This is a genomic window from Amphritea sp. HPY (genome assembly GCF_050870985.1).
Lineage (GTDB): Bacteria > Pseudomonadota > Gammaproteobacteria > Pseudomonadales > Balneatricaceae > Amphritea.
The window spans coordinates 2,772,547-2,786,919 of record NZ_CP194015.1 but is presented as its reverse complement, the minus strand read 5'-3'; the positions used below and the strand labels follow the sequence as shown (position 1 = coordinate 2,786,919).

The 14,373-nt window shown below is 43.4% G+C and carries 10 protein-coding genes; 6 read left to right on the top strand and 4 right to left on the bottom strand.

The window, feature by feature from the left end; genetic code table 11:
- Positions 1-13 precede the first annotated feature (13 nt).
- From ACQUQM_RS12340 to ACQUQM_RS12330, 3 genes are all read right to left on the bottom strand, one after another.
- Positions 14-1,402, bottom strand: coding sequence for an aldehyde dehydrogenase family protein (locus ACQUQM_RS12340; protein ID WP_432470167.1), 1,389 nt, complete (start codon positions 1,400-1,402; stop codon positions 14-16).
- Between the two features lie 48 nt (positions 1,403-1,450).
- Positions 1,451-2,824 (bottom strand): glutamine synthetase family protein, encoded by a 1,374-nt coding sequence (locus tag ACQUQM_RS12335; protein ID WP_432470166.1) that lies wholly within the window; start codon positions 2,822-2,824, stop codon positions 1,451-1,453.
- A gap of 110 nt (positions 2,825-2,934) precedes the next feature.
- A complete protein-coding gene (locus ACQUQM_RS12330) occupies positions 2,935-4,305 on the bottom strand; it encodes an aminotransferase (protein WP_432470165.1) in 1,371 nt (456 codons plus the stop codon).
- Positions 4,306-4,634: 329 nt separating this feature from the next.
- On the opposite strand from ACQUQM_RS12330, the gene ACQUQM_RS12325 reads away from it, so the two are divergent.
- Positions 4,635-6,134, top strand: a complete 1,500-nt coding sequence (locus ACQUQM_RS12325; protein WP_432470164.1) for an APC family permease — start codon at positions 4,635-4,637, stop codon at positions 6,132-6,134.
- Between the two features lie 159 nt (positions 6,135-6,293).
- A complete protein-coding gene (nhaB, locus tag ACQUQM_RS12320) occupies positions 6,294-7,799 on the top strand; it encodes a sodium/proton antiporter NhaB (RefSeq protein ID WP_432474824.1) in 1,506 nt (501 codons plus the stop codon).
- 745 nt (positions 7,800-8,544) lie between these two features.
- Here nhaB and ACQUQM_RS12315 read toward each other — a convergent pair.
- Positions 8,545-9,456, bottom strand: a complete 912-nt coding sequence (locus ACQUQM_RS12315) for a GntR family transcriptional regulator (RefSeq protein WP_432470163.1) — start codon at positions 9,454-9,456, stop codon at positions 8,545-8,547.
- 565 nt (positions 9,457-10,021) lie between these two features.
- Here ACQUQM_RS12315 and ACQUQM_RS12310 point away from each other — a divergent pair.
- The 4 genes from ACQUQM_RS12310 to ACQUQM_RS12295 all read left to right on the top strand — a co-directional run bounded on the left by ACQUQM_RS12310 (position 10,022) and on the right by ACQUQM_RS12295 (position 14,117).
- Positions 10,022-11,122, top strand: coding sequence for a polyamine ABC transporter substrate-binding protein (locus ACQUQM_RS12310; protein ID WP_432470162.1), 1,101 nt, complete (start codon positions 10,022-10,024; stop codon positions 11,120-11,122).
- A gap of 81 nt (positions 11,123-11,203) precedes the next feature.
- Complete coding sequence (locus ACQUQM_RS12305) at positions 11,204-12,370, top strand: ABC transporter ATP-binding protein (protein ID WP_432470161.1); 1,167 nt, start codon at positions 11,204-11,206, stop codon at positions 12,368-12,370.
- Positions 12,367-13,275 (top strand): ABC transporter permease subunit, encoded by a 909-nt coding sequence (locus tag ACQUQM_RS12300; RefSeq protein WP_432470160.1) that lies wholly within the window; start codon positions 12,367-12,369, stop codon positions 13,273-13,275. The genes ACQUQM_RS12305 and ACQUQM_RS12300 overlap by 4 nt, the downstream gene beginning before the upstream one ends.
- Complete coding sequence (locus tag ACQUQM_RS12295) at positions 13,272-14,117, top strand: ABC transporter permease subunit (protein ID WP_432470159.1); 846 nt, start codon at positions 13,272-13,274, stop codon at positions 14,115-14,117. The genes ACQUQM_RS12300 and ACQUQM_RS12295 overlap by 4 nt, the downstream gene beginning before the upstream one ends.
- Positions 14,118-14,373: the final 256 nt, after the last annotated feature.

The following is a 14,373-nucleotide window of genomic DNA, read 5'->3' as shown; positions in this document are numbered from 1 at the left end:
AGCGCCAAAAGTATCAGACGACTTTTACATGGAAGGACTTAAGCTGTGTCAGGGAATCAAAACCAAGACTTGATAGAGTACATCCCCGTCCGGAGTTCTTAACTCCAGTCCAGGCCAACGCCGGATCCAGATAATCACAGCGGTTTACAAAGAAGGTCCCGGTCTCTATCTTATTACCCAGACGAATTGCAGTATCGATGTCACTGCTGAAGACTGATGCAGTTAACCCAAACTCACTATCATTCATGAGAGTCACCGCCTGTTCATCGGAGCTGACTGGCATAATTGCCATCAACGGTCCAAATGTCTCTTCGGTCATAACCCGCATGTCATGATTTACGTTGGTCAATATCTGAGGCGCTAAATACGCAGTGCCCACTTCAGACTCAGGGAAACGTGACTCATCAATATGGGCCATGGCCCCTTGCACAACAGCTTCAGCTATCTGTTCCCGAACAAAGGCAGCTGCTTTCGCACTTACCATCGGTCCCAGCGTTGTCGTCTCATTGACAGGTGAGCCCAATACATATTCATTGGTTAATTTCACCGCTTTATCTACAAACTCCTGATATACAGACTGGTCAACATAGACCCGCTCAATACTGCAGCAGGATTGACCTGAGTTGAAGAAAGCACCATCGACCAGTGTAGCGACTGCATTATCAATATCAGCATCGGCCCTGACGTAGGAAGGATCTTTCCCTCCCAATTCAAGCCCTACACCAATAAACCGACCAGCAGCAGCACGTTCTACCGCTGCACCACCAGGCACAGATCCGGTAAAAGCAACATAGTTGGTTAATGCCGACCGAATAACAGACTCTGAACCTTCGTGATCCATATGAAGATATTGAAATACTCCCTCAGGTATACCTGCTTCAGAGAAAATACGTACCAGTCTTTCAACGCACAAGGGTGTTTGAGGAGAGTGCTTCAGGATGACTGAATTTCCCGCTAGTAACGCCGGCAAAAATGCATTTACCGCTGTCAGGTAAGGGTAATTCCAGGGCGCGATTACAAGTACAACACCCACAGGCTCACGCTCGATATAGCGGATAAAACCTTCTTTATCTTCAAGCTTCTGTGTTTTAAGTGATTCAGGTGCAGCGTTGATCATATAGTCAGCACGTTCGGTAAAGCCTGCAACCTCACCAGCAGCAAATTTAATCGGCCGACCCATCTGCCAGGAAATTTCTTCAGCAACCTGCTGTTTTTCTTCGTTCAGCAATTCAACAGCTTTACGGCAAATAGCCTGGCGCTCTGCAAGTGCAACATTGCGCCAAACACTTTGTGCTTGCCTGGCTATTTTCAATGCCAACTGAATATCTTCTTTAGTGGCAAAATTACGCTCAACATAAACACTACCGTTTACCGGAGAGATCGTTTTTATAGAGGTATGCATAACTCGATTCTCATAATTATGAACAAATGGACGGTAACAGAGACTCTGTCAAATAATTTCGAAGTAACGCTGTAGTTCCCAGTCAGTTACATGCCTGCGAAACTCTCGTTCTTCCCATTCACGACTGGCTGCAAAATGTTCTACGAAGTTGTTGCCAAAGAGTTCTTTAGCAGCGTCAGATGATTTCAGACGCTGTGCGGCTTCCCATAATGAACCCGGAAGTTTCAAGGCATCAGGTTGCTCTTTGTCGTATGCGTTACCGGTAGTCATTTCACCCGGCTCAAGCTTTTGTTCTATACCGTATAAACCTGCACCTATAGCTGCAGCTAATGATAAGTAAGGGTTGGAGTCTGCAGATCCAATTCGGAACTCCACTCGCTGAGATTTTTCGCTGCCGGGAATAACTCGTAGAGCAGTGGTGCGGTTTTCAACACCCCAGGTTGCTTCTGTTGGTGCCCAGAAACCCGGTACCAAGCGAGAATAACTATTGATAGTCGGGGCTATCAGAGCAGTAAATTCAGGGAGGAAACGCTGCTGGCCAGCTACAAAATGGCGCATAGTATCGCTCATATAGTAAGGCTTGCTCGCATCGTAAAATGCGGATCCAGAGCCATCTCTGTAACGAAGAGAGTTATGGATATGGCCGCTCTGGCCTGAAACCTCTTCTGACCACTTCGCCATAAAAGTGGCCATCATATTGTTATTCTGAGCCAGGACTTTCATAAAGGTTTTAAACAGGGCCGCTTTTTCGGCCATAGCTTCCGCTTTATCTACCGCGAGAGCTACCTCAAGAACTCCAGGACCAGTTTCGGCGTGTAAGCCCTCCAGAGGGAAGTCCATCTTTTCCGCCATATCCAGGATTTTTTGATAAAAATCCCCATGGACAGTGCTACGCAGAATCGACATTGTAAAATTGTCTTGAGTAAAATTATTCAGGTTCTTATAGTTTTTACTGCGCACTGATTCAGGGGTTTCATCAAATAGAAAAAACTCATATTCAATAGCGGAGTAGACATCAAAACCCATATCTTCGGCGCGTTTTATGATGCGCTTAAGCATTCCTTGTGCACTAACGTCTGCTGCCTCACCTACAAACTCTGAGTTAAACAGCAGCATGTTTCCTTCCATCGGAATGTCACGACAGCTTTCTGGGATAATGCGTAGTTCAGAATCGGGATAGCCTTTATGCCAACCTGTATAGCTCACGTTGTCGTATAGGTTATCGCTGGTATCACTGCCCAATACCATAGAGCACATTGCATAGTTACCATCCAGGGATGCAAAGAACTTCTCTTTGCTGACATACTTACCAACCATCACCCCATCATTATCAAAGACCCCAACCTTTACATAGCTAAGGCCACGCTCTTCAACAATCTTTTTTGCATCTTCAATGCTTTTTACATCTCTAGGCTCAAGCATAATATTTCTCTTATTCTTAGTTTCAGGACGATATAACCCTGTGTTCGAGCTGTTTCCTTTAGATACCATGGTCAGATTTATTTTCTGACCATGGTATTTAGTCTAGATGGTTAGCCATCAATCTTACTGAAGACCTGCTTCAGGGTTATATCCAGCTTTTCAAACAGTTCATCGATCTGATCACGGGTAATAATGAATGGTGGGCACAGAACAATTGCCTGACCGATTGGTCGCACGATCAATCCGTGCTCCAAGGCTGTAACAGCAATTTGTTCACTTACCGCATATTCTGATGGGAAAGCTGCTTTTGTTTGCTTGTCCGCTACCAGCTCAATTGCTCCCATCAGGCCGACTCCACGTGCTTCGCCTACGTATTTATGGTCTGCATAGCTTTTCAGCTTTTCCTGGAAGTAAGCGCCGACTTCAACAACGTTCTCAAATACACCTTCGTTGAGTACGATGTCGATCGCTTTGAGAGCAATAGCGCAGCCGACAGGATGGCCACCGGTAGTGAATCCGTGTGGAATTTCTTCCCAAACTTCAGAAGCCTTCATCAGTTTCTGATAAATATCTTCGTTGATCATGACGGCCCCCATTGGGAAATAACCAGCAGTCATTACCTTGGATGCAACGATGACATCAGGTTCCATTCCAAGTGTTTCAGTCCCCCAGAGATTGCCAGTACGACCAAAGCCAGTAATAACTTCATCAGCAACTAACGGAATACCATGTTTCTTGAGGATGGGCTGAATTGCCTGAAAATAACCTTCAGATGGAGGAATAACACCACCGGCTCCCATTACTGGTTCTGCATAGAAACAGGCAATGGTTTCTGCACCTTCACGTTCGATCAGCTCTTCTAACTGTCGAGCCATACGAGCAGTAAAGTCTAATTCTGTCTCACCTTCTTCAGCGAAGCGCCAGAAGTGTGGGCAATCAGCAAACACGACTTCACTATTACCAGGTAAGCCAAATGCTCCTGCATATGCTTTACCTGTCATAGCTGTAGTAATAACTGTAGTGCCGTGGTAAGCGTTTACGCGGGATATAATCTTGCGACGCTTAGGTTCACCGGTACCTTCGTTGATCATCCACAGCAGCTTAATTACTGAGTCATTTGCTTCAGAGCCTGAGTTGGTGAAAAACGCTTTACTCATTGGTACAGGGGCAATTTCAATCAGTTTTTCTGCAAGCTCAATAGTTGGCTGGCTGATTCGGCCGAAGAAAGAGTGATAGGCGGGAAATTTTTTAATTTGCTGACAAGCTGCTTCCGCCAAACCTTCATGATTAAAACCTGCAACTACGTTCCACAGTCCGGAGTTTGCTTCCAGAAATTTGTTGCCATGAATGTCGTAAACATAAGGGCCTTCACCGCGGTCAATAATTACCGGGCCTTTATTGTGCAGGGTATTCAGGTCTGAAAAACCATGCAGAGTGTTCTTAAGATCGCGTGCTTCCAGAGTATCTACGTTTTTAGTCATAACGGATTCCTCGCTCCAGTACTAATTGTATTTTGTTCGACCATTAAAACATTAGAGTAAGATTGGTTCTTCGTCAACACAAAATACAAATATATTTATAATCTCTTCCATCTAGTGCATTTTGCTGTGTCTATTGCTTTTGTAGCTATAGATGGTGCTAGTGATTGGAGATAGCCACAAAATTTACACTTGCGATTTATTGTATTTTGTGGTCTTTTGGATACAAAGTATGGGATTTTGAAATCGTCCTCCTCAATATGAAAAGCGACAATTTCTGGTTCGACTACTCACAAACTATTTATAAAACTCAACTCGGAGAATAAAAAGAAATGGAGAATCAAGAAGTTAAACTCGTCAAAACTCTAGGGACCTGGGACGTATTTGTCGCAGGGGTCGCCCTGGTGGTAGCTGCCAGTACTTTAGTAACTGACTTTCAGGGGTTCTTTTCTTTAGGCTGGGGGTTTGTTATTGCACTTGCCCTTGCTGGAGTTGTGAACCTGGTATTAGGAATGTCAGTTGCTGATCTTGCGGTATCGCATCCAAGAGCTGGCGCTTTATATGATTATGCAAAAACAGTTTTTAACGGTGCGCCTGGAATCGTGTTTGGCACTATTCTGGGTATTACCTTTATCTGTATTTTTGCTTTTGGCTATGCCGGTGAACTGACCGCGGGGGCCTATGGTGCTCAAGCCTTGCTAGAAATAGATATGCCGATCGAGTATTACGTCATTATGCTAGCTGTTATAGCGATGATTCCAAACTTATTTGGTATTAAAGAAGCTGCTTGGTTCAGTGCCATACTGCTTTGCTTCATGCTAGGTATTCGAGTGTTCTTTGGGCTATCTGGGTATTTTGGTTGGGGTAATGTAGGAGAGTGGGATGCCGTTAATATGGTTCCACCTGAAGGCATGCCAAGTCTGTTTGGTAGCACCGGAATACTAGTAGCAGGTTTGGCATATGCTTTCTGGAGCTTTGTGGGGGTCGAATATGCCTGCGCACTTGCCGAAGAGGTAAAGGACCCTAAACGCTCAATTCCTTTCGGTCTGATGGCTGGCATCATCGCTATTTTCATTGTAGCGGTAATCATGGGAGGTGGGTTGTTGCCGACATCTCCGCTTGCAGATTGGCGTTTGTTGGCTGAAACCGAATTAGCATGTGGTGGTGATTGCCCACAACTAGCCATTGGTATGCAGGTATATGGTGATTTCGGTTATCAGCTAATGGCATTATCATCAGCAGCTGCTACTTTAGGAACCATTACAGTTGCTCTTGCTGCGGTGCCACGACTGATTTTCGCTATTAGCCGTGATGGTATGTTCTTTGGTAATCACACCTCCAAATTCTTTGCCAAACTGCATCCTAAATCCCATACACCAATAAATGCGACAGTTTTTGCAACAATTCTACTTATCGTCCCAGGCATTATTGATGCAGATGTTATACCGCTGGTATTTGCCGCTGCTTATGTTTGGATCTTAATCTATGTTGCCTATCACTGTATGTGTATTGCCAATCGGAAACTGCACCCGGAAACCAATCATGCATTTGGTGCATGGTTTACCTGGGTTCCGTACTTCGGCCTTGTTACAACCGTAATTACTCTGTATTACGCTTTTCTGGGAACTCACTCAGACTATGGTGTGAAAGCGATTATGATGATTGGATTTGCTACTGTGGTTGCTGTGGTAGGAATTAGTTTCAGTGGTCGTAAAGCGCTGCAGGAGGCCGAGCGAAAAGAGCTTGAAACAGAAGCCCTGGAAGCTGTAGTAAAGGCTAAGGCAGAGATATCAAAACGTGCTAATAGTCCTACAGAGACTGCGATTCAATAACAAGACGTTGTAAGTTTTATAAGAGCCAGAAAGGAAGACTCCTTTCTGGCTCTTTTTATTTATAAAGAGACGGGATATCTCAGTTTTTGTGTGTGCTTCATTGTTGTGGCTCACCTAAATTATCTCCTGTATTACAAACATATAATTCGAAAGGTTGGGATAACAGTGACAAGAGCCAACGCTTTATACCGTAACTTTCTGGGGAATTCGCCTGGCTGGTATAAGAAAATAATTCTCCTGTTTTTGATCATTAATCCGCTTATATTATTTAGCTTGGGCCCTGTTGTAACAGGCTGGTGTCTTATTTTTGAATTCATATTTACTCTTGCGTTGGCGCTTAAGTGTTATCCGTTACAACCGGGAGGACTATTAACAATTGAAGCTATCATTATTGGACTGGCAGACTCTCAAACCGTATATCAGGAGGTTGCAGCGAATTTAGATGTCATTTTACTTCTGATGTTTATGGTTGCTGGTATTTTCTTTATGAAGGAGATGCTGCTCTGGGTATTTACAAAGATTCTTTTGAATGTCCGATCAAAAGTCATGCTATCCCTTTTGTTTTCTGGCTTATCAGCATTTTTATCAGCATTTCTTGACGCGTTAACTGTCACGGCTGTGTTGATCAGTGTCGGGGTTGGGTTTTACTCCGTCTACCATCGTGTTGCGTCAGGTAAAGAATTCCACAGTGATGATCATAACTATTCTAGCGACTCAGAGTTGCGAGAAAGCCATCGTGCGGCTCTGTTTCAATTCAGGTCTTTTCTGCGTAGTCTGCTAATGCATGGGGCTGTAGGAACCGCTCTTGGTGGTGTTTGTACCCTGGTTGGCGAGCCACAGAATCTGCTGATCGCACAAAAGGCAGGTTGGGATTTTGTTCAGTTTTTTGTTTTTATGGCCCCTGTTACTATGCCTGTTCTTTGTGCAGGACTACTTACCTGTGTTGCTCTGGAAAAACTGCAATGGTTTGATTACGGTTCAACGCTGCCGAATTCTGTGCGAATAATTTTGCAAGACTACGACCAGCAACAAGATCAAGGGCGTGCGAATACTCAACGAGTACGGCTTTATTGTCAGATATTAGTGGCTATATTTTTAATGTTTGCGTTGGCCTTTCATTTGGCAGCCGTCGGCTTGATCGGGCTTACAGTTATAATTTTATTGACGGCATTTAACGGTATTACTGAAGAGCATCAGATAGGGAAAGCTTTTGAAGAAGCGTTACCCTTCACTGCGCTTTTGGTGGTGTTCTTCGGTATTGTCTCAGTGATTCATGAACAGCACTTATTCCAACCAATGATTAGCTATGTGCTATCTATGGAAAAGGACGTTCAGCCTGGCGTATTTTTTATAGCGAACGGCTTTCTTTCTGCGATAAGCGATAATGTTTTTATCGCAAATGTTTATATCAATGAAGTTGTAGCTGCACTAAACCAGGGGGTAATTGATCGGGAGCAATTCGAAAAGCTGGCTGTGGCAATTAATACAGGGACAAATATTCCAAGTGTTGCAACGCCGAATGGCCAGGCTGCCTTTCTGTTTCTTTTGACGTCTGCCCTGGCTCCCTTGATTCGTCTTTCCTATGGGAAGATGGTCTGGATGGCGCTGCCATATACGCTTGTTATGAGTGTGACAGGTTATCTGAGTGTGGTTTTTTTGATTTAAGGTAAAACAAGAGGCAGGTAAGGGGACGTTGCATAAATCGCCTTTTCCTCTGTGTAAGTATCTTTGATCATAAAAGGTTCAGGAACTCATTATTTCTGGTTATCTGTTTCCGCCTGAACACCTGTTTAAAGGTAATCAGGCGGGTTTATCCTAAGTCCGTGATATCTCGCTTTGGTAAATTCAGGATGGCACTTTCTTATCCAAAGAGATGCCTGACCTCTTCTTGAATACAGGCTTTCATGCATTCAATATTGATGGGGATAGTGTTGATATCTCGGATATATATTGAGAGTCCTGACATTGTCATAGCGTTCCACATAGTACCAGTCAATCTCTTTTTCTTTACCTTGAATACTTTCTGCTTGTCGATCAGGCTCATGAGGTTACGGTGAGTACTGAAAGTTCATGATCGGGTGAGAGCAAGGGGTTGATGCTGGGATTGAGTGAAAGGCGCGTAAGGGGTGCTATCTATGCATTGCATCAAAGGCATCTACTATTGCCGGGGCACCCAGGTTGTACTACAGCCGAAGGTAGAGAGTACAGAAACATACAAGGGGGTAGGGACGTTGATCAGGACCAGGCTTAGAATAATGCAGTTCGATAACGGCTTCTGATTAAAATCAGGGAACCGCTTTTCTATTTTTTGAGGAGATGCTGTTCATGTTCAGCAACCTGATGCCCGGCAAAGCCGGGTATTGCCTCAAGCCGGGAGACTTAATCGCAGGTTCTTTATCCTGCTTCTTGTTTAGTCAAAAGCGGGCTTGCAGCGACCGGCAATCATTATATGCTGTTTGAGCAATATTGACGCTAGGTTGAAATCACCGACTTCGATCGCGTCAAGAATATCCATATGCTCCTGACTAGACTTTATTAAGCGGTCGGTTTTAATCAGCGATTCATATTCAACTAGGCGCCGTAGATTACTTTGGCGTTCTATCGCTGAAACGAAGAAGGGGTTTTTACAGCTGAGTGCCAGCATCTTATGGAAGTCAGCATCTATTTCAAAAATGCGTGCAATATCGGTGACATTTCCATTAAGAATCTCCTGGTGATGATGTCGGCTAGCCGCTGCTAAGCCTTTATCTAGTTCAAACGTTGGTAGCATTATTGACGCTGGTTCAACCACCTGTCGAAATTCAAAGCTGGCATCGTGCTGCTCTTCAGTATTCAGAGTAGGTTCAAATCGCCAGCCATGACCCTGATTTCTGGATATTACGCCTTCTTCAGAAAGCTTCACCAGAATACGGGAAAGACTTAGTCTGCCTAAATCATATCTTCGCCTGAATTCTGCTTCAGTAAATACTTCTGGTACCTTGCCGTGGAACCAATCCTTAGCAATCTGCTCGCATACTTTTTCATCAGAAGTGGGAGATATTTCCAGATCGCTCAAAGATATTGAGGTTGCATCACATGCTAGAAAGTAACCCCTGTTTGCAATTCGCTCAACTATGCCATTATCAGTTAAGAAATTAAGGGCGCCTCTGATAGGGGAGCGTGATACCTGAAAGGAGTTAGCTAAATCCTGCTCTTTGAGGTGGGTTCCTTTCTTGTGATTTTCTTGTCGCAATGATTCAACAATATTCTTAGCTACGCGTGTTTGTAGCTCACTGTATTCCTGACTCATCGCTTCCTTATTTACGTCAACTAATTTATTCATAAAGAAATATCAAATTCCCCGACCATCTAACTAGTAGGGTATTGCTCCCTAGCTGCTCCAGTTTTGCCTGTGCAAGTATCTTAATACTGCTTCATCTTTTTACCAAGTGAGCACTTCAATGAAAAATCACACGCAATCAGAGTTATTGCACTAATAGTGACATATAAGACATGCGATCATTATTGTGTCAAGCACTTTTATACCCTTATAGAAAGTGAATGGCGAATTGGTTATTAGTTTTAGTGGCTGTTTATTAAGTAAATAGCAGTTTTATACTTCATTTGTTTTGTCTATTGTAGCGTTTATGGCTAGGAATGTTATCTGCTGCGGTGGTAATTATTTCCGCGCGGATATTTAAAAAAACATCTAAAGTGCATTTTGGGTTGACCTAGATACAATCTGAGGCTATGTTTTAGTTACTGTGATGGTCAATGATCATTCAGTTTGCTCAAGCAAGGTTGTTAGTAAGAAAGTTGTGAAGTGGCGTTATAGCAATCGATTGAGTTTGTTGACTAACGCCTTTTAAGCCCCGTCAAAATAATTAATAAAGAACCGAGGGATAAAGATGAAACTGAACTTAAAGCAAACACTGGCAGCTACAGTATTGGCGTCAGTTCTGGGTGGCCCTAGTGCTTATGCTGAAGAAGTAGTGAATCTATACAACTGGTCGGACTATATAGTTCCTGAGTTGTTTGAAAAGTTTGAATCTGAAACTGGTATTAAAATCACATATGATGTTTATGACAGCAATGAAGTGCTAGAAGCTAAGCTGCTGGCCGGTAATTCGGGTTTCGATGTGGTTGGTCCCGGTAGTCTATTTATTAAGCGTCAGGTAGATGCGGGTATTTTTGCTGAACTGGATAAATCAAAGCTCTCTTCTTTCAATTCTTTGGATCCTGCTTTGCTGACTCAATTAGACGAGAGTGACCCTGGTAATAAGCATGCACTGCCTTTCCTATGGGGGACTACAGGACTTGGCTATGATGTAAATAAGGTTCGTGAAAAAATTGGTGATGATTTTCCAGAAAATAGTTGGGACCTGATTTTTGACCCTAAATACGCCTCCAAGCTATCAAGTTGTGGAATATCAATACTTGATGCACCTTCTGAAGTCATCCCAACGGTTCTAAAGTACCTGGGTAAAGATCCGGCAAGTCAGAGCAAAGCTGACTACAAAGAAGCAAAAGCCAAGCTTGATAGTGTACGAGAGTACATTACTTATTTTCACTCCTCACAGTACATCAATGATTTAGCTAATGGTGATATCTGTGTTGCGTTAGGTTGGTCCGGAAACGTTTATCAGGCAGCTCTCAGAGCTAAAGAAGTAGGCAATGGCGTTGATATAGCCTACGTGATTCCGCAAGAAGGAACTGGTGTGTGGTTCGATTTGCTTGCTATTCCAGCCGATGCAAAAAATAAGGAAAACGCGCATAAGTTTATCAACTTTATGCTTCGTCCGGATGTCGTTGCCGAGTACAGCAACGCGACTACTTATCCTAATGCAAATGAAGAAGCTTTTGCCTTGGTAGATGAAGATCTTCGTAATAACCCAGGCATCTATCCAACACCAGAGTTAAAAAAAGTCTTATTCCCTATTAAAGGGTTACCTCAGAAATTCAATCGTATCCAAACTCGGGTATGGACTGACGTTAAAGCCGGTCGTTGATTCCTCTGCCTCTATTCTCTGATCTTAGGGAATAGGGGCCTCTCTTAGATTTAAGAAAAACAATAATACACAGGTATCATGATGAGTATCGTCCCTATTACGAGCCAAAAACTGCAGGACATTAAAGCCTTCAATCCACCTTCAAAGCCATTTAAGGATCCGAAGGATGTTCTGATCTCTATTCAACAAATTACAAAGCGCTTTGGGGACGCTGTAGCGGTACGAGATCTTGATCTGAACATTTATAAAGGTGAAATCTTTGCTCTGCTGGGTGGTTCTGGGTGTGGTAAGTCAACCTTACTAAGAATGCTTTCTGGTTTTGAGGAACCGACATCGGGTCATTTGATGTTGGAAGGGGAAGATATTTCAAAGATTCCGCCGTACAAACGTCCTTTTAATATGATGTTTCAGTCCTATGCGTTATTTCCGCATATGACCGTAGAAACAAACGTCGCTTATGGCCTGAATCAGGATGGAGCCAGTAAAAAAGAGACCAAGGAAAGGGTAGAGGAGCTGCTGGCGATGGTTCATATGACTGAATATAGGAATCGCAAGCCTCACCAATTATCTGGTGGTCAACGTCAGCGGGTTGCACTTGCCAGAAGTCTGGCTAAACAACCTAAGTTGCTTCTGTTAGATGAGCCAATGGGGGCACTGGATAAGCAACTTCGAACTCAGATGCAGCTAGAACTGGTTGATATTATCAAAAGCGTCGGTGTTACCTGTGTCATGGTAACGCACGATCAAGAAGAAGCTATGACTATGGCTGACAGAGTTGGGATTATGAATCTGGGCTCTCTGGTACAAATAGGATCTCCACACGATATTTATGAGTTTCCTAACAGCCGTTATACCGCTGAGTTTATAGGCTCTGTAAATCTATTTGAAGGTTATGTTTCGGAAGAAACTCCGGGGCATGTGATTGTTCACTCTGAAGATGTAGAAGTGCCGATTACGATTGATCACGGTATTACAGGGCCAGGCGGACAAGATGTTCTTGTTGCTATCCGGCCTGAAAAAATTTCCTTAAGTCGAACTGAGCCAGAGGCTGACTGTAACTATACAAAAGGTACGGTGGAAGAAGTCGCCTATATGGGGGGGCATTCGGTCTATAACGTAGTCGGTAAGCGAGGTCTGGAAATTCAGGTAGTAAGCTTGAATTCTCAACGAAGAGAACATGGTTTCAGAATCGGAGACAGTGTCTATTTGCATTGGTCTGAAGATAGCGGCGTGGTATTAGAGTCATGATTAAATTACTTAAAAATAAAATACTTCCTAGTGGACGCAGTGGGGTGATTTCAATCCCATATGTTTGGATGCTTGCCTTTTTTGTAATTCCTTTTCTTATCATTTTTAAGATTAGTTTCTCAGAAGTTGCGGTAGCAATACCGCCTTATACTGATATTTGGGGGGTTGAGGATGAAATGTTCAGTTTCCAAGTTAGTTTCTCAAATTTCATTTTATTACTTGAAGATGACCTGTATCTGACAGCGTATCTGAGCTCAGTAAAAATTGCCGCAATAGCTACTTTCCTGGCACTGTTGCTGGGATACCCTATGGCGTATGCCATAGCCCGCGCAGAACCTAATGCGCGCAATGTGTTGCTGATGTTGATTATATTGCCTTCCTGGACATCATTTTTGATTCGGGTATACGCGTGGATAGGCATTCTGAAAAACCAGGGGCTTATTAATGGTGCTTTGATGGGCTTAGGCATTATCGATGAGCCAATCCACATGCTACATACTGATTTTGCCGTGTATGTCGGTATTGTTTATGCCTACTTACCATTCATGGTACTGCCGTTATACGCCAACATTGTGAAGTTAGATAACTCCTTGCTCGAAGCTTCTTCCGATTTAGGTGCCAGACCCTGGAAAACCTTTCTAAGGGTAACTGTTCCGCTAACTAAAGCGGGAATCTTAGCAGGCTGCATGCTGGTGTTTATCCCTGCGGTAGGTGAGTTTGTAATACCTGAACTACTTGGCAGCCCGAGTACCCTGATGATCGGTAAGATTTTATGGCAGGAATTCTTTAATAACAGGGACTGGCCCGTAGCCTCTGCGGTAGCGATAGTGATGCTTTGTCTGCTTATTGTGCCCATTATTCTCTTTAATAGGCTTCAGCAAAAATCAATGGAGGCGGAATCATGAAAAAGCTTCTTAATTTGCAAAACTGTATGCTCGGGTTTGGCTTAGCATTTTTGTATCTGCCTATGCTGATTCTTATTATCTATTCATTTAATGAGTCAAAGCTGGCAACTGTTTGGGGAGGCTTTTCAGTTAAGTGGTATTTCGAACTAATGAAGGATGAGCAATTATTAGCCTCGATCTGGATGAGTTTAAGGATCGCCTTCTTATCAGCGACTTCGGCGGTTGTTCTTGGCACTATCGCTTCATTTGTGATGATCAGGTTTGGCCGTTTCAGAGGCCATACTTTGTTCAGCGGATTGATGACCGCACCGCTGGTAATGCCAGAAGTCATTACCGGTTTGTCTTTGCTATTGCTGTTTGTGTCAATGGGAGATGTACTGGGCTGGCCAAGTGATAGGGGTATCGTAACTGTTTGGATTGCCCATACTACTTTCTGTACTGCGTTTGCTGCTGTTGTTATCAGTTCTCGAATGCGAGATATGGACTTGTCTATTGAGGAAGCCGCTCAAGATCTGGGGTCAACACCCTTCAAAGTATTCTTTGTTATAACGGTTCCTGTTATCGCCCCAGCTCTGTTGGCTGGTTTCTTAATGGCTTTCACACTATCGCTTGATGACGTTGTCATATCGAGCTTTGTTGCAGGCCCCGGCTCAACCACTATGCCTATGGTTGTCTTTTCTAGTGCGCGATTAGGTGTGAGTCCCAAAATCAATGCACTGGCTACGATAATCATTATGACTATGTCGTTCCTGGTTTGCTTAACGTGGTGGCTTGCAAGCTGGAGACAAAAGAAAGAACAAGAGCTTATGAATCAACTGGCGAAAGCGAGAAACAAAACTTAAGTATAAGGCAGGGGATTATTTCAAATAATAGCCCCTGCCCAGACTACCGAAAAAAGTCCATTTCGGTCATTCCAAAATACAACAGTTACCAAAACAGTATATTTTTCTTACCTGTTTGATACCGGTTAAGCGGCATCTCTACGTCTGAAGAAAGTATTGCAATGGTATTAAGGGGGGTGATCAGCTGATCACCAAAGGTTTAAATCAACTAGTTCAAAAATAAAAATATATTCAATTAACTTCACAAATCTGAATA